Source organism: Gallaecimonas sp. GXIMD4217 (assembly GCF_038087665.1).
Classification (GTDB): Bacteria; Pseudomonadota; Gammaproteobacteria; order Enterobacterales; family Gallaecimonadaceae; genus Gallaecimonas.
The window spans coordinates 2686882-2701930 of sequence record NZ_CP149925.1 but is presented as its reverse complement, the minus strand read 5'-3'; the positions used below and the strand labels follow the sequence as shown (position 1 = coordinate 2701930).

Genomic DNA, 15049 nt, shown 5'->3' with positions numbered 1-15049 from the left:
ATTTACTCTGCTGGAGTTAAATTAGTAAACTGCATTTTCCGTCTGGCTGGCAGATGGTACTGCCTTCGGCTCTATGAGAATACTCTGCTAAGCATCGGTGCAGATACTGATCAAGACAGCGGCAACGAAGGCGAGTACACCAAGATTTTTTGAACTGGTACCTTTTAACAACGATTTCCAGACCCTCAGTTCGGAAACGTGCAACATCAGTATTATCGGCACCATGATGATGCCAGGGCCGGATTATGCTTTGTTAAATCCATTAACCAAAGAACAGTTCTGACCTGAACTTCCCGTTCCAGGCCGCCTTCCGCCGCTTGCTCGGCTTGCTGACCTGCAGTGGGTGCTGCTGGAGCAGGTTCAGCACGATCCGTCGTAGCAACGCCATCTTCTTGGCATTCTCCCGGTCGCCTATCCGGCTGCAGTCTTCCCTGAAGGTCACATCCAGCACCCAATGTTGCTGGTTCTCGATATGCCAGTGCTGGCGGATCCCGTCTGACACAAACGCTGGGTCGATATCCAATGAACTCAGGTAGTAATGGGTGTCGATGCTCGTCCGCCCCCGGTGGCGGCGCTCCCGCTCTACCGCGATAACGGACTTCGCCGACGGCCACTTCTTCGCCAGCTCTTTGGACAGTGTGGCCGGCAACTGGAACACCGTCCGCCGCTCCTGCCGGCCATGGCCTTGTTCCGTTTGCTCATGCTGGGGGAGTCCCGCTGCACCGCTATCCCAATGGGGCTGGAAGATCTCTTCTATGGCCTCACGCAAGGTCGGCTGGTTGCCTTTGACCTGGACGATGTAGTCGCCCTTACGCTTGCTGATCTGGTGCAGTGTTTCCCTGTTGCAATGCAGGGCATCAAAGGTCAGCACGGCGTCGCGGATATCCAGCATGGTCAGCAGATCTCGCACCGCTACCAACTCTCCTCCTTTGGTTGCCGTGGCTTGCTGGAACAGGGTGACACCCTGCTCGGTGTCAAAGGCCGAGACCAGGTGCAGCGCTTGCTCTTTACCTTGTTGATTGACCGCCCCACGCAGGGTCTTGCCATCAATGGCGATGAGCTGGCGGCCATTGGCTTGGCGCAAGTGATTGACCCAGCTAAACAGGGCCAGTACCAGGCATTGTGCATCCACGGCCTTGATGATGCGGGCGATGGAATGGCGGGTGGGGATCCCCGCTTCAAATGGCCGGTGTTGGCGGAGCCAATCCAGGTGCTCATGGCCGAACTCTTCGATATCAAGCCAGCCTTCACAGCCAGAGACCATGGCAGACATCACCAAGAAGATGACATCGACGAGGTTGTGTTGGCGGTTGATGGGGGAGCGGGTATCTTCGATGAGGGTCAAGTGGTCAAACAAGGACATGGGGGTGGAGCCGGCAGAGTAACATGGCGGATCGGATCACGCCCAAGCGAGATAGTTCCCTGCCGTTAACAAAGAACAAAGTATGATCCGGCCCTGATGATGATGCACAGACGGTTCAGGCATAGGAAGCGTTAATCACTACCCAAGCAAGGAGGCTTTATGGTTGTCCTTTACGTCGTTCTTCCGTTCGTGCTGATGGCGCTGTCGTGGTGGGGCGCAGCAGGTTACTTCAGGGGCGCCATTCCTAACGCCATTGCTCGTCACCTGGTTGGTTTCGTGATTGGCTTCTTCCTGTTTACCTTTCTGGTCGGGATCTTCTCGGTAGAAACCCTGTTTACCGACATTCTTGGGATTGCGCTTTTTGCAGCGGCTTCCATTGGCTGTTGGAAGGCCCGCGCCGCTGGACGTTTGGCGGCTACAGACATTGGCGCAAGCTCTGCTCATCATCCGCATGCAATTGAAGACGAGTCGGTGGTGGTAACCCTGAAGCAGATGGGCGAGCTGATCCTGGCCGACGACGTGGTGGACCAGCGTGAAGCCGAGCAACTTTATCGCTACCTGCAAAGCCGGGCCATGGCCACCCTTGGCCCCGTCCCCTTGCAGCTTTTCCAGGCGCTGGAGCATCACCTGCAGGACGGCGTGTTGGATGCCACTGAGGCCGAGGACATCAAGGCGCTGCTGAGTGAGATCTGCGATCTGCCAGACAAGCCCGTAGCCAAGCCCGAGCCAGCAAAAGCCACCAAGCCACGCGCTAAACCTAAGAAGGCCGTCACCCCAAACAAGCCAGCCAAGCCGACCGGCGGCGCGGCCTGGGACACCAAGAAGTCTTCCAGCGGCGTGTCTTCGGATTCCGACGGCCCTTACATGCTGCACAGCGGTGATGAGGTGCGGTTCTACTACATCGACTCGGCTGGCAACGAGACAGAGCGTCTGGTCGTTTTCCGCAGTGCCAGTACCAAGAACGGCATCGCCTACCTGAAAGGGGTCTGCACCAGTCGCCGGGCCCTGCGCACCTTCCGCGCTGACCGCATCAGCCTGATGTGTATGGAGGACACCGGCGAGTATGTGGGCGACCCAGAGCGCCTGTTGGCCAGGTCGGCTTAGTCGTTAAATTTTGGAAATGGATCTTCATATGAAAAAACTGCTACTGATAGTGCTGGTTTTAACTACCCCCGCTTTTGCAGCAGACGCTCCCAGTGCTAGCAATAATCACCTTCTTGAGCTAGCAAACGAGTATGGCGCCATTACCTCTGGTTTTTTCGCGTTACTCGGGGTCGCGGTAGGATTTTTCCTCCAGGCCTTGTATCAGTGGCGCAAGGAAAGGGAGCAATTGAAAGGGACGCTAGCTGGCATAAAGTGCGAAATTGAAGAGCTGATAGCCATATACCAAGAAAAGATGGGCTACCACCTGGCCACCCATCAAGGAGAATATCTTGACGACTACTGGCCTCTAGGGGACGGTTATTTCACCTTCTATGACAACAACGCTGCTGGCCTGTCTGGATTGAAAGACCAAGAACTTCGCAAAGCCGTAGTGCGTTTTTACATTGTTGCCAGGGGGCACCTCGACTCTTTCAGATTTAATAACCAGTTGCTTGAAAAATATTCTTTCCTAAATATGCCGAACGCATCAGGCCATGAAAGAGCAGCGACTAGAAGGGAGCTGGTGGATTACTGTAGTGCGTTGAAGTCTTCCCACGAACAAATGGTCAGCCAGGCTAAAAGTTTAATCCCGAGGCTAGAGAAGGAGCTTTGATAGCCATTCTTGGTCAGGCGCCAGCGAAGAGTTTGTAGAGAATAACCCCTATCCCGACAAGCATCAGAAATCCGAGAATCATGGCAATCCATTGCGTCAGTCGATAGAGAGGACCAAGCAGCAGCTGGGTTGTTCCAAACGCCAGCAATAGACCGGTACCCACAGGCCAGTACCACGCGAGCGCGGTGTACTCCAGGCCCACATAGGCAACGCCTGCCCATACAGCGAGCCCTATGAACCCGGCAACGTACTGCTCTGCGCTGAGGTCTTCCTTCTTTGGTCTGCGCTTTGTCTTAGTGCCGTGAAGCTCAAGCCCGTCATCATCAATGAAGAAATCACCTTTCCTGCCACCTGTTGGCAGATAAGGATCTAAGTCAGAGGGATCCATACCCACCTTTCCGGAGCCTGCGCAGGATGAGCAAGGTCCGCCTGAGACAGGCAAGCCATCCTGCATCTCGGTTTTTATGCCTGAACCGCCACAGGCTGGACAAATAGGCATGAGCTTGTTCCTTCCGGTGCGTGTAACCAATGAGCATGGTTGAGAGCTGGCGAGGCGGCAAGTTAGCGCCGTTAAGCGTCATGGATATGCTCTTGAGCCATTACTCGCTCTAGGGGATTTGCCCGCTTGGGCGGCATTGAGTAAACTTTGCGCCCCTTTTGACCCGGAGCCATCGATGTTGGATCGCACCTTTTCCGTTGCCCCCATGCTGGACTGGACCGACCGGCACTATCGCTACTTTGCGCGCCTGTTGTCCCGCCACGCCCTGCTGTACACGGAAATGGTCACCACGGGCGCCATCATCCACGGCAAGGCCGACTACCTGGCCTTCGACGAGGCCGAGCATCCCCTGGCCCTGCAGCTGGGCGGCTCCCACCCCGGCGAGCTGGCCCATTGCGCCCGCCTGGCCGAGGAGCGCGGCTACGACGAGGTCAATATCAATGTCGGTTGCCCCTCGGATCGGGTCCAGAACGGCCGCTTCGGCGCCTGCCTGATGGGCGAGCCGGAGCTGGTGGCCCAGTCGGTGGCGGCCATGGGCGAGGCGGTGGCCATACCGGTGACGGTCAAGACCCGCATCGGCATCGACGAGCTGGACAGCTACGACTTCCTCTGCGATTTCGTGGACAAGGTCAGCGCTGGCGGCTGCGACACCTTCATCATCCACGCCCGCAAGGCCTGGCTGCAGGGGCTGAGTCCCAAGGAAAACCGCGAGATTCCGCCCCTGGACTACGAGCGGGTCTACCGGTTGAAACAGGACTTCCCGCACCTTCACATCGGCATCAACGGCGGCATCAAGACGGTGGCCGAGATGCAGCAGCACCTGGCCCACGTGGATTCGGTGATGGTGGGGCGCGAGGCCTACCAGAACCCCTACCTGCTGGCGGAGATAGACCAGGCCCTCTACGACGCCGAGCACGCCCCCGTGTCCCGCTTTGAGGTGGTGCGGCAGATGCTGCCCTATGTGGAACGGCAGATGAGCCAGGGCGCCCGCCTCAACCACATCAGCCGCCATATCCTCGGCCTGTTCAACGGCATGCCCGGCGGCCGCAAGTGGCGCCGCTACCTGTCCGAGAACGCCCACAAGCCGGAGGCCGGCCCCCACACCCTGGAAGCGGCCCTGGCGCTGGTCCAGGCCGGCTGAGTTACAAATGGCCAATCTCGCCAAGTTGCTGGTGAGATTGGCTAAACCCTCCCTGTTACAGTCCCCGTCTCTTTTTTGTTCTCCCTCTAAAAATCCTTTGCAATCAGTGCTTTGTGATCTTTTTTCGATCTTGGCACAGGCCTTGAAATAACTCCGTCAAGCCCCCTGGGAACTGACACAGACGGAGTTGACCATGAAAGTTCTGACTAGCGTTGTACTGGCAAGTGCCTTGATGACCGCCCCGGCCATGGCCGCCGATGAAGACATGACCGCCCAACTGGCCGAGGCCATGTTGAGCCAAACGTCGGCCGCCCTGGACGAACTGCAGGTATCGGTGCAGCGCCAGTTGAAACTGGAAGCCGAGGCGCTGATGGCTGAGCTGGAAGCCAGCCTGAGCCTGGAACAGGAGCCGGCGCAAGACGCCGAGAAATAAGATGCTGAGCCCGGCTGCCCTGTTGTTGTACTGGCTGATGCCGCCCCTGGCCGTGGTGCTGGGCGGCGGCCTGATCACCCTGATGAGTGGAGGTAAACATGCGTGACGGATGGTATTTGGACAAAGAAGACAACATGCTCTTCGGGGTCTGCTCTGGCCTGGCCAAGAAGCTGGACATCGACAGGGCCTGGGTGCGACTGGCGACCTTTGTGGCGCTGCTGATCTCGCCCTTCACCACGGGCGTACTGTACCTGCTGGCGGCCTGGCTGCTGCCGGCCAAGCGTCCCCTGGTGGAGAAGGAGTACAGATGGGACAGAAAATACTGATCGCCCTGGCGGTCACCGCCCTGCTGACCTGGTTCGCCTTCGTGGGCCTGGGTCACTGGCCCGGCGATCTGCACCTGGTCATCAACGACGACATGCTGCATCTGGAGGACGGTATGGAAGCGACCCTGCTGGCCATCTTGGGCCTGGTGGTAGCCGTGGTGGCGGTGATCCTGGCGGTGGCCAGCACCGTCGGCATCATGGCCCTGGTATTGGGCGGCCTGATGCTGCTGTTGATGGTGCTGACCCTGCCTGTCTGGCTGCCGTTCTGGATCATCTGGCAACTGGTCAAGCCCAGGCCGTCGTCCAGCATCGCCTGACTCAGCCGCGGCTGAAGAAGGCCCTCACCGCCGCCTGGCACTCCTCGCCCCGGAGCAGCCGGCCGAACACGGCGGCCTCGTCCTCGATGCAGGCCTGGATCTCGGCCCGGCTCCATTTGTTCAGCAGCGCCTTGGAGGCCTGCATGGCGCCGGCCGGCAAGGCCGCCAGCTGCCGGGCCAGGGCCAGGCCCCGCTCACAGACGCCGCCCTCGACCACTTCATTGATGAGCCCATGGTGCAGCGCCTCGGCGGCGTCGAAGGGCTGGCCGGTCAGCAGCCACTGCCTGGCCTTGGCCTGGCCGACCCGTTGGGCCAGCAGGGCGCTGGAGCCGGCCTCGGGACACAGGCCCAGGGCCACGAAGGGCAGCTGGAAACGGGAGCCCGCGTCCGCCACCACCAAGTCGCAGTGCAGCAGCGCCGTGGTGCCTATGCCCACGGCCGGACCCGCCACCGCTGCCACCAGGGGCTTGGAGAAGGCGGCCAAAGCGGTCAGAAAGGCCAGTATGGGGCCGTCGCGGCTCACATCCGGCAGGCTCATGAAGTCATGGAGGTCGTTACCGGCGCTGAAGCACTGGTCATTGCCCCGGAGCAGCACCGCCCGCACCGCCTCGTCGGCTTCGGCCTGCTTCAGGGCCTCGGCCAGCTGACGATACATGGCCTGGGTGAGGGCGTTTTTCTTGTCGAGGCGGGCCAGGGTGACGATCATCACGCCGTCCAGGCATTGTGTTGTGATGTGGGCGCTCATAGGATGTTTCCGGTAAACATGTGCATTGAGCTAAGTTAGACTGGTAGTACCAGTATTACAAGGAGGTCAAGGTGTTACAGCCGCTATTGGGATTGTTACTGCTGGCGGAATCGGTGGCGCCGGTGCCGCTGGAGGTCAGCGACGCCTGGGTGCGTGCCATGCCGCCGGGCCAGCACAACAGCGCCGCCTACATGAGGCTGCACAACCCCGGCGATGAGCCATTGGTGCTGGTGGGCGCCGAGAGCCCGGGCGTTGGCCACATCATGCTGCACGGCTATGAACGCCGGGGCGATCAACTGGCCATGAAGCACCTTGACCGGCTGGTGCTGGCCCCCGGCCAGGAGACCCTGCTGGCCCCGGGCACCAGCCACCTGATGCTGATGGGCCTGAAGGCCCCCCTGAGGGAAGGCGACAGCCTGGCCCTGACCCTGATCCTGGCCAATGGCCAACACCAGGCGCTGGAACTGCCGGTCCGCCGCCTGCCAATGGAGTAAAGCATGAACGGACGAATCATCACCTGGGGCGTAGTGGCCCTGTTGCTGCTGGGTTACCTGCTGGGCTGGTACTGGTCCAGCGAGCCGGACCTGTACGACGTCAGGGCCAGGACCAGCCAGGTCCGCGCCGAGCAGCAACTGCCGGACGTGACCGGCCTGGCCACCACCACCGCCGTCATCGACATCGCCGGGACCCTGCTGGACAAGCCGGGCGGCTTCCTGTCCAACGACGTGCTGCCGCCCAGCGTCTTCCTGGACAACATGCCGGCCTGGGAATTCGGCGCTCTGGAGTTGGTCCGCGACATCAGCCTGGTGATGCGCAACGAGCTGTCCCGCTCCCAGTCCCAGAGCACCGAGGACAGGGATCTCAAGGAGGCCCAGCCCTTCTTCAATGTCGACCGTCGTTCCTGGGTGCTGCCCCGGGCCGAGACCGAGTACCGCAAGGGCATCAAGCGCCTTGAGGCCTACCGGGCCCGCCTGGGCCGGCAGGGCCAGGATGCCGCCACCTTCTATGCCCGCGCCGACAACCTGCGCGAGGTGCTGCGCATGGCCGAGAAGCGCCTGGGCAGCTACAGCCAGCGCCTGGCCGCCTCCGTGGGCCAGGATCGCATCAACACCGATCTGGCCGGGGATCCGGCCGCCAGCCAGTCCGGTGTCGAGTCCGGCGAGCTGACCGTCAAGACCTCCTGGTGGCAACTGGACGACGTCTTCTACGAGGCCCGCGGCTACACCTGGGCGCTGCTGCACCTGCTGAAGGCGGTGGAGCAGGACTTTCAGCCGGTGCTGGAAGACAAGAACGCCCTGGTCTCCCTGCGCCAGATCATCCGTGAGCTGGAGGAAACCCAGCAGACGGTGTGGAGCCCCATGGTGCTGAACGGCTCCGGCTTCGGCCTGCTGGCCAACCACTCCCTGGTGATGGCGAACTATGTATCCCGCGCCAATGCCGCCGTGATCGACTTAAAAGAACTATTGTCGAGGGGATAAAGGCGCCTCATGTTCGCCTGGCGCTGATACGGCGTATCCCGCGCCAATGCCGCCGTGATCGACTTAAAAGAACTATTGTCGAGGGGGTAAAGGCACCTCATGTTCGCCTGGCGCTGTTGCAGGCGTCTCCCGCGCCAATGCCGCCGTGATCGACTTGAAGGAGCTGCTGCCCCGGGGCTAAGGGGTTCACCAGCAAGGCAAAGGCCGGGCAATTGCCCGGTCTTTGGCCATTGGTCTTTGGCTTGAGCCGGGGCCCGGCCGCCGTTAAGCTTGGCCGGACACCATCTGACCAAGAGAAGCCAATAATGAAAAAAGGTTTGCTGTTTGCCGCCCTGGCGGGCGCCATGGCCCTGCCGGCCGCCGCCGATACCCTGGGCATCTACGCTGGCGTGGGCCAGTGGCAGAGCGATTTCTCCGGTGACGTCACCACCGAGCAGGTGCAGCTCGACAACGAGCTGGGCCTGAAGGACAGCGACGTGACCCAGGGCTACATCCACTTCGAACACCCGGTGCCGGCCATCCCCAATGTGCGCCTGGCCTACGCCGACATCTCCGAAAGCGGCACCGGCACAGTGTCCCGTGAATTCGAATACGGCGGCAACATCTACCAGGCCGACACCCAGGTCAGCTCCAGCTTCGACCTGACCATGACCGACGTCACCCTCTACTACGAGCTGTGGGACATGGGCGGCGACCTGGATCTGGGTATCACCGCCCGTAACCTGGATGGCGATCTGGCCATCGACAGCGAGTTCGACAGCGGCCGCGAGGACATCGACGGCTGGATCCCCATGCTGTACGCCGCCGTCCGTTTCGATCTGCCCCTGACCGGCCTGTATATCGGCGGCCAGGCCAACGGCATCAGCTACAGCGGCAACAGCCTGATCGATTACAAGGTGGCCCTGGGCTATGAATTCGATCTGGTGGCCATCGACCTGGGCCTGGAGCTGGGTTACCGCAGCCTGGAGCTGGAACTGGACGAGGACGACGTGGGTGACTTCGAGTCCGACATCCAGCTCGACGGCGCCTTCCTCAACCTGGTGATGCACTTCTAATTCGTTGCCGCAGCATGAAAAAAGCCCGCCATTTGGCGGGCTTTTTGTTGCCGGAATGTAATGTCGAAACCTTTTGGTTATGATAGCCATCCCCTGAAATCGGGGAGACAAGGTGATCTAAAAGGAAGCAAGATGAAATTGAAATGGATGCTTGCACTGCTTGTCCTGGCGACCGCCCAAGCCGGCGCCACCCCTTCCATTATCCTGCAGTGTGAAAACTGTCCTTCCCTTTCTGAAAAGGCGAAGCGCTTTGTGGGCGAATTCATCAAGGAGCCCGGGGCCGATGTGACCGTCTTTGATCTGACCCAGGACCATATCGAAACCTACAGGGTGTCCAAGAGCTGGCAGCCCGAAACGGGGGAGTATCTGCTTACTTCCAAGCATGAGGCAACGTCCACGACGATGAGCGAGGCTTTTGCCGATCTCAGGAAAGCCCTCGTCGAGGGAGAGAAGATCGTCCAGTTGGCCCGGACTGAAACCTATGTCATGAACGGCGTGAAGCGCCCGGTGCCGGCTACCGTCTATGAGACGTGGCCGGGTTACCAGATAAATGGCCTGATCCACTATCTTCAGACCCAGAGCCCGGCCAAAGACAGGCTGGCCAGGATCAATGCCAGCCTAGCCAAACTGGTGATGGAGGCCGATTTGCTTGGCTCAGATCTGCATTTCCCACCCTGGGCGGCAAGGATAACGGTGAGGCTGGCAGATCATTCCCAGCTGGTGCTGGAGTTCCAGCCGTTCGGTCATGGCAACCTCGACTTTTCCGTGGTAGAGGGAAGCCGCCGGGACCCTGTCAATAATCCCGTCAGCGCCAGGACGTCGGACTATGCCAACGGCATTTTCAGCTTTGTTGACAGGGTGCAGCTGGAGCAGTTCATCAAGCATATGGCGCTGCTGGGAGTGGAGGTTGTAGGTAAAAAAGACGCCGAGGCCGCCACCGACCTCAGCAAGGTGCTGTTCAGATGCAATGATGAAGGGAGTCAATGCTCCGTCCATGTAGGCTCATGAATCGTTGACGACAAAAAGCCCGCCATTTGGCGGGCTTTTGTCGTCTTGGCCTCAGTGCCTGGCCAGCAGCCGCTGGGCCCAGAGGGCCAGGCCGATGCACAATCCCAGGCGCTCCTCGTCGAAGGCGTCTTCGGCGAAGGCCTCGGCATCCAGTATGCCCAGCACGGCGCCGTCCTCGTCAAACAGCGGAATACACAGCTCCGCCTGCACCTTGGGATCGCAGCTGTAGTACTCGCCGCCCTGGGCCAGGTAGCGGGCCACGCTCTGGATCAGCCGGCCCTTGCCGGTCAGGCCGACGCTGCAGTTGTTGGAGAGCCTGGCGAAGTCGGCATTGAGGGGGAATTCGGCCCGGCTGGGGGCACCCCGGTAGGCCAGTTTTACCAGCACCGGCTCGCCCTGGACATTGTGCCTGGCCTGGTAGATCCCCAGCCATTCCAGGCCGCTGGCGGCCACCACCTGGTCCACGGCCTGATCCAGCAGGCTCAGCAGGGCGTCGTTGGCCGTGTTGCGGCCGCCCAGGATGGGGCCCAGATCGTAGGGCTCGTCGGCCAGGGCGCCAAACAGGGAGCAGGCGCCGCCTTCGCCCAGCTCCGGGACCGCATAGCAATACAGATCCCGCTGCTGGGGCTGAGGCCGCAGGCCATCGAGCCGGTGGACCAGGGTCAGGGCCTGATCCCGGCCTTCGGCTGACAGGGCCAGCTCGGCGTTTCGCAGGTAGGTGTCCAGGCTCATTGAAGCTTCCCTCATGGCCGTTTGGCCGTCTAAATGTCCGGGATTGTAGGGCCAGTTCAGGGGACAGTGCAACGGTCATTTTTATTCTTTTAGAGCATAGATAATCTTTTTTTATTCTTTTGAGGCTTTTGGAGTGCTGGCTAGGCTTGTCCCATCCCGACACCGGATGGACCACCATGACCCAAGCGACCTCATTACCGCCTCAGCCGCTGTTGGCCGAGCTCAATCCCAAGCTGAAAGCGCTGAGCCCGTCCCAGCTGACCTGGCTCAGCGGCTACCTGGCCGGCCTGGCCGAAGGCCAGGGCGCCCCGGCCGCGGCCTTGCCGACGGCGGCGCCCGCCCGCCCGCTGCTGGTGCTGTACGGCTCCCAGACCGGCAATGCCGAAGCGGTGGCCAGGCAGCTGGCGGCGGCCGCCGAGGCCGCCGGGCTGACCGTGACCCTGGCCTCCATGGCCGGCTTCAAGGCCAGGAAGCTGGCCGAAGCCCGGGATCTGGCGGTGGTGGTGTCCACCCATGGCGACGGCGAGGCCCCGGACGACGCCCTGGCGCTGCACGAGCTGCTGGGCTCCAAGCGGGCCCCGGATCTGAGCCAGGTGCGCTTTGCGGTCTTTGCCCTGGGCGACAGCTCCTACCCGCTGTTCTGCCAGACCGGCAAGGATTTCGACCAGCGTCTGGAAGCGGCCGGCGCCGAACGTCTGCTGGCCAGGGTGGACGCGGACGTGGAATTCGTCCCTGCCGCCAGCCAGTGGCAGCAACAACTGCTGGCCTCCCTGGCCGCCAGCGCGCCCGAGCAGACCGTTGTGGCCGGCGCCATCGCCGAGGCGGTGGCCCAGCCGACCCGCGCCAATCCCCTGACGGCCGAGGTGCTGGCCATCCATCCCCTGACCCTGGACGCCGGCCACGAGGTCTACCACCTGGAGCTGGATGTCCCCGGCCTTGAATACCAGCCCGGCGATGCCCTGGGCGTCTGGCCCGAGCACAGCGACGAACTTGTCCAGGCGGTGCTGGACGCCACCCGCCTCAATGGCGACGAGCAGGTGCAGCTGGACGGCCAGAGCCTGCGCCTGTTCGACGCCCTCAAGGGCCACGAGCTCACCGAGCTGCACCCCCAGGTGGTGGCCGAGCTGGGCCTCAGCGAAGGCCAGGGCCAGCTGCCGGAGCGGATCCGCAGCCGCGCCGAGTCCATCACCGGCCAGCAGCTGATCGACGCCCTGAAGCCGCTGGCGCCGCGCCTCTATTCCATCGCTTCGGCCCAATCCGAGGTGGGGGAAGAGGTACACCTGACCGTGGCCCTGGTGGCCTTCGACGCCGACGGCAACCAGCGTTTCGGCGCCGCCTCCGGCTTTATCAGCCGCCTGGGCGAGGGCGACACCGTGCGGGTCTATGTCCAGGCCAACAACAGATTCCGGCTGCCGGCCGACGAGGTGCCGGTGATCATGATCGGTCCCGGCACCGGCGTGGCGCCTTTCCGCGCCTTTATGCAGGAACGGGAAGCCACAGGCGCCTCCGGCGATAACTGGCTGCTGTTCGGCAGCCGCCACCTGCGCGGCGATTTCCTCTACCAGACCGAGTGGCAACGCTGGCTGGCCGAGGGCCGGCTGACCCGCCTGAGCCTGGCCTTCAGCCGCGACCAGCAGCAGAAGATCTACGTGCAGCAGCGCCTGCGCGAGGAAGGGGAGGCGGTTTGGCAATGGCTGGAACGCGGTGCCCACCTCTATGTGTGCGGCAGCGCCGAGCCCATGGCCAGGGACGTGCACCAGGCCCTGGCCGAACTCATCGAGACCCACGGCAAGACCGATGGCGAGACCTATCTGAACGAACTGCGCGCCCAGGGCCGCTACCTGAGGGATGTGTACTGATGGCTTCACCCAACGAACAAATCAAGCGGAACAGCCGCCACCTGCGCGGCACCCTGGCAGAGAGCCTGGCCGACGCCCACACCGGCGCCCTGCGTGACGACGACACCCAGCTGTCCAAGTTCCACGGCTTCTACCAGCAGGACGACCGCGACATCCGCGCCGAGCGCGCCAAGCGCAAGCTCGAGCCCCTGTACAGCTTCATGCTGCGCGCCCGGGTGCCCGGCGGCGTGGTCACCCCGGAGCAGTGGCTGATCATCGACCGGCTGGGCCGGGAGCTGTCCGGCGGCAGCGTGCGCCTGACCACCCGCCAGACCTTCCAGTACCACGGCATCCTCAAGGAGAGCCTGAAGCCGCTGATCCAGGGCCTGCACCAGGCGCTGCTGGACTCCATCGCCGCCTGCGGCGACGTCAACCGCAACGTGCTGTGCAACACCAACCCGGTGGACTCCGGCCTCCACGCCCAGGTCTACCGCCAGACCGTGGCCTTGTCCGAGCACCTGCTGCCCAACACCCGTGCCTACCACGAGATCTGGCTGGACGAGGAGAAGGTGGCCCACTCCGAAGAGCCCGTCTACGGCGATAGCTACCTGCCCCGCAAGTTCAAGACCGCCGTGGCCATACCGCCCCACAACGACGTGGACGTCTACGCCAACGATCTGGGCTTCGTGGCCATCGCCGAGAACGGCAAGCTGCGCGGCTACAACGTACTGGTGGGCGGCGGCATGGGCAGCACCCACGGCGACGTCAGCACCTACCCCAGGGTGGCGAGCTGCCTGGGCTTCATCGGCCCCGAGGCCATGAATGCGGTGGCCGAGGCGGTGCTCACCACCCAGCGTGACCACGGCGACCGCGACAGCCGCAAGCACGCCCGCCTCAAGTACACCCTGGACAGGATGGGGGTCGCGGCCTTCAAGGCCGAGGTGGAGCAGCGCAGCGGCGTCACCTTCCTGCCCGAGGTGCCGGTGGTGTTCACCCAGCAGGGCGATCGCTTCGGCTGGGTGGACGGCATCGACGGCCGCCGCCACCTGACCCTGTTCGTGCCCCAGGGCCGCCTCATCGACAAGGGCGAACAGCAGTGGCTGACCGGCCTGCGCGCCATCGCCCAGGTGCACCAGGGCGACTTCCGCATGACCGCCAACCAGAACCTGATCATCGCCGGCGTGCCGGCGGGCCAGCAGGACCGCATCGACGCCCTGGTGGACCAGTACGGCCTGCGCCTGGCCACCAGCCGCCTGCGCGAGAACGCCATGGCCTGCGTGGCCCTGCCCACCTGCGGCCTGGCCATGGCCGAGGCGGAGCGCTACCTGCAGGATTTCGTGGCCAGGGTCCAGGAACTGCTGGAGCAAACCGGCCTGGGCGACCAGGACATCGTCACCCGCATCACCGGCTGCCCCAACGGCTGTGCCCGGCCCTTCCTGGCCGAGGTAGGCCTGGTGGGCAAGGCCCCCGGTCGCTACAACCTCTACCTGGGTGCCGACGGCCGCGGCCTGCGCCTGAACAAGCTGTACCGGGAGAACCTCACCGAGGGCGAGATCCTGGCCGAGCTCAGGCCCCTGCTGGCTCGCTACCAGGCCGAGCGCGAGCAGGACGAGCGCTTCGGCGACTTCCTGGTCCGCGTCGGCATCGTCAAGGAAGTCAGGAGTGCCAAAGATGACTTTCACGGCTGAGCACAACCAGCTGCTGGAAGGCCTGGACGCCCGCGCTCGGGTGCGCTGGGCCCTGGACAACCTGCCGGGCCCCTTTGCACTGAGTTCCAGCTTCGGTATCCAGTCGGCGGTGATGCTGCACCTGGTCAGCCAGGAGGCGCCTGGGATCCCGGTGATCTTCGTGGACACCGGCTACCACTTCCCCGAGACCTACCGCTTCGTGGACGCGCTGTCCGAGCGCCTGGAGCTGAACCTCAGGGTGTACCGGCCGCTGCTGTCCGGCCCCTGGCAGGAGGCCCGCCACGGCCAGCGCTGGCAGCAGGGCCTGGACGGCATCAGCGCCTACAACGAAGAGAACAAGGTCGAGCCCATGCAGCGGGCACTCAACGAGCTGGGGATCCGCACCTGGTTCGCCGGCCTGCGCCGCCAGCAATCCGGCAGTCGCGCCGAGCGTGGCGTGCTGGAAGAGCAGGGCGGCCGCACCAAGGTCTACCCGCTCATCGACTGGCACAACAGGGACGTGCACCGTTACCTCACCGACAACGCACTGCCTTACCACCCGCTCTGGGAGCAGGGCTATGTGTCCGTGGGCGACTGGCACTCCACCGTGCCCCTTTCCGCCGGCATGAGCGAAGAGGAGACCCGCTTCGGCGGCCTCAAGCGCGAATGCGGCCTGCACGAGTAACACGCC

Annotated in this window: 16 protein-coding genes and 1 pseudogene; 13 read left to right on the top strand and 4 right to left on the bottom strand. The window is 62.8% G+C overall.

The genetic code is table 11. The features are described 5' to 3' along the window. Positions 1-262: 262 nt before the first annotated feature. Positions 263-1363 (bottom strand): ISAs1 family transposase, encoded by a 1101-nt coding sequence (locus WDB71_RS13155; RefSeq protein WP_341502048.1) that lies wholly within the window; start codon positions 1361-1363, stop codon positions 263-265. Between the two features lie 159 nt (positions 1364-1522). On the opposite strand from WDB71_RS13155, the gene WDB71_RS13150 reads away from it, so the two are divergent. Then, entirely contained in the window at positions 1523-2467 is a 945-nt protein-coding gene (locus tag WDB71_RS13150) for a WYL domain-containing protein (RefSeq protein ID WP_341502047.1), read from the top strand. A gap of 28 nt (positions 2468-2495) precedes the next feature. Beyond that, positions 2496-3119, top strand: coding sequence for a hypothetical protein (locus tag WDB71_RS13145; RefSeq protein ID WP_341502046.1), 624 nt, complete (start codon positions 2496-2498; stop codon positions 3117-3119). A 13-nt stretch (positions 3120-3132) separates the two neighbouring features. Here WDB71_RS13145 and WDB71_RS13140 read toward each other — a convergent pair whose 3' ends face one another. Then, positions 3133-3507: a hypothetical protein gene (locus tag WDB71_RS13140; RefSeq protein WP_341502045.1), complete on the bottom strand. Its 375-nt coding sequence runs from the start codon at positions 3505-3507 to the stop codon at positions 3133-3135. Between the two features lie 286 nt (positions 3508-3793). On the opposite strand from WDB71_RS13140, the gene dusA reads away from it, so the two are divergent. The 4 genes from dusA to WDB71_RS13120 all read left to right on the top strand — a co-directional run bounded on the left by dusA (position 3794) and on the right by WDB71_RS13120 (position 5835). Next, positions 3794-4759, top strand: coding sequence for a tRNA dihydrouridine(20/20a) synthase DusA (gene dusA / locus WDB71_RS13135; RefSeq protein ID WP_341502044.1), 966 nt, complete (start codon positions 3794-3796; stop codon positions 4757-4759). 193 nt (positions 4760-4952) lie between these two features. Further along, entirely contained in the window at positions 4953-5192 is a 240-nt protein-coding gene (locus WDB71_RS13130; RefSeq protein ID WP_341502043.1) for a hypothetical protein, read from the top strand. Between the two features lie 98 nt (positions 5193-5290). Further along, the gene (locus WDB71_RS13125; RefSeq protein ID WP_341502042.1) at positions 5291-5518 is read left to right on the top strand and encodes a PspC domain-containing protein; all 228 of its coding nucleotides are present in this window, start codon (positions 5291-5293) and stop codon (positions 5516-5518) included. Continuing rightward, on the top strand, positions 5500-5835 hold the full coding sequence (locus WDB71_RS13120; protein ID WP_341502041.1) for a hypothetical protein: 336 nt from the start codon (positions 5500-5502) through the stop codon (positions 5833-5835). Before WDB71_RS13125 ends, WDB71_RS13120 begins: the two co-directional genes overlap by 19 nt. A gap of 1 nt (position 5836) precedes the next feature. Here WDB71_RS13120 and WDB71_RS13115 read toward each other — a convergent pair whose 3' ends face one another. Next, positions 5837-6580: an enoyl-CoA hydratase-related protein gene (locus WDB71_RS13115; RefSeq protein ID WP_341502040.1), complete on the bottom strand. Its 744-nt coding sequence runs from the start codon at positions 6578-6580 to the stop codon at positions 5837-5839. 71 nt (positions 6581-6651) lie between these two features. On the opposite strand from WDB71_RS13115, the gene WDB71_RS13110 reads away from it, so the two are divergent. From WDB71_RS13110 to WDB71_RS13095, 4 genes are all read left to right on the top strand, one after another. Then, the gene (locus WDB71_RS13110; protein WP_341502039.1) at positions 6652-7074 is read left to right on the top strand and encodes a copper chaperone PCu(A)C; all 423 of its coding nucleotides are present in this window, start codon (positions 6652-6654) and stop codon (positions 7072-7074) included. Positions 7075-7077: 3 nt separating this feature from the next. Then, complete coding sequence (locus tag WDB71_RS13105; protein ID WP_341502038.1) at positions 7078-8058, top strand: DUF2333 family protein; 981 nt, start codon at positions 7078-7080, stop codon at positions 8056-8058. 305 nt (positions 8059-8363) lie between these two features. After that, positions 8364-9113 (top strand): TIGR04219 family outer membrane beta-barrel protein, encoded by a 750-nt coding sequence (locus WDB71_RS13100; RefSeq protein WP_341502037.1) that lies wholly within the window; start codon positions 8364-8366, stop codon positions 9111-9113. A 132-nt stretch (positions 9114-9245) separates the two neighbouring features. Continuing rightward, positions 9246-10121, top strand: coding sequence for a hypothetical protein (locus tag WDB71_RS13095; RefSeq protein ID WP_341502036.1), 876 nt, complete (start codon positions 9246-9248; stop codon positions 10119-10121). A gap of 51 nt (positions 10122-10172) precedes the next feature. Here WDB71_RS13095 and WDB71_RS13090 read toward each other — a convergent pair whose 3' ends face one another. Continuing rightward, complete coding sequence (locus WDB71_RS13090) at positions 10173-10853, bottom strand: histidine kinase (protein ID WP_341502035.1); 681 nt, start codon at positions 10851-10853, stop codon at positions 10173-10175. Between the two features lie 176 nt (positions 10854-11029). Here WDB71_RS13090 and WDB71_RS13085 point away from each other — a divergent pair, with 176 nt between their 5' ends. From WDB71_RS13085 to WDB71_RS13075, 3 genes and pseudogenes are all read left to right on the top strand, one after another. Further along, positions 11030-12712 carry a flavodoxin domain-containing protein gene (locus tag WDB71_RS13085; protein ID WP_341502034.1) on the top strand — a complete coding sequence of 561 codons (1683 nt, stop codon included), beginning with the start codon at positions 11030-11032 and terminating at the stop codon, positions 12710-12712. Continuing rightward, a complete protein-coding gene (cysI, locus tag WDB71_RS13080; protein WP_341502033.1) occupies positions 12712-14379 on the top strand; it encodes an assimilatory sulfite reductase (NADPH) hemoprotein subunit in 1668 nt (555 codons plus the stop codon). The genes WDB71_RS13085 and cysI overlap by 1 nt, the downstream gene beginning before the upstream one ends. Continuing rightward, positions 14375-15043, top strand: a pseudogene (locus tag WDB71_RS13075) (phosphoadenylyl-sulfate reductase); the annotation flags it as partial. The gene cysI and the pseudogene WDB71_RS13075, both read left to right, overlap by 5 nt. Positions 15044-15049: the final 6 nt, after the last annotated feature.

Bases quoted from the DNA above. Each gene is read 5' to 3' on its own strand.
- WDB71_RS13100 (WP_341502037.1), top strand. From the start codon at position 8,364: ATGAAAAAAGGTTTGCTGTTTGCCGCCCTGGCGGGCGCCATGGCCCTG.
- WDB71_RS13095 (WP_341502036.1), top strand. From the start codon at position 9,246: ATGAAATTGAAATGGATGCTTGCACTGCTTGTCCTGGCGACCGCCCAA.
- WDB71_RS13145 (WP_341502046.1), top strand. From the start codon at position 2,496: ATGAAAAAACTGCTACTGATAGTGCTGGTTTTAACTACCCCCGCTTTT.
- WDB71_RS13090 (WP_341502035.1), bottom strand. From the start codon at position 10,853: ATGAGCCTGGACACCTACCTGCGAAACGCCGAGCTGGCCCTGTCAGCC.
- dusA (WP_341502044.1), top strand. From the start codon at position 3,794: ATGTTGGATCGCACCTTTTCCGTTGCCCCCATGCTGGACTGGACCGAC.
- WDB71_RS13120 (WP_341502041.1), top strand. From the start codon at position 5,500: ATGGGACAGAAAATACTGATCGCCCTGGCGGTCACCGCCCTGCTGACC.
- WDB71_RS13130 (WP_341502043.1), top strand. From the start codon at position 4,953: ATGAAAGTTCTGACTAGCGTTGTACTGGCAAGTGCCTTGATGACCGCC.
- WDB71_RS13140 (WP_341502045.1), bottom strand. From the start codon at position 3,507: ATGGATCCCTCTGACTTAGATCCTTATCTGCCAACAGGTGGCAGGAAA.
- WDB71_RS13085 (WP_341502034.1), top strand. From the start codon at position 11,030: ATGACCCAAGCGACCTCATTACCGCCTCAGCCGCTGTTGGCCGAGCTC.
- cysI (WP_341502033.1), top strand. From the start codon at position 12,712: ATGGCTTCACCCAACGAACAAATCAAGCGGAACAGCCGCCACCTGCGC.
- WDB71_RS13150 (WP_341502047.1), top strand. From the start codon at position 1,523: ATGGTTGTCCTTTACGTCGTTCTTCCGTTCGTGCTGATGGCGCTGTCG.
- WDB71_RS13155 (WP_341502048.1), bottom strand. From the start codon at position 1,363: ATGTCCTTGTTTGACCACTTGACCCTCATCGAAGATACCCGCTCCCCC.
- WDB71_RS13125 (WP_341502042.1), top strand. From the start codon at position 5,291: ATGCGTGACGGATGGTATTTGGACAAAGAAGACAACATGCTCTTCGGG.
- WDB71_RS13115 (WP_341502040.1), bottom strand. From the start codon at position 6,580: ATGAGCGCCCACATCACAACACAATGCCTGGACGGCGTGATGATCGTC.
- WDB71_RS13105 (WP_341502038.1), top strand. From the start codon at position 7,078: ATGAACGGACGAATCATCACCTGGGGCGTAGTGGCCCTGTTGCTGCTG.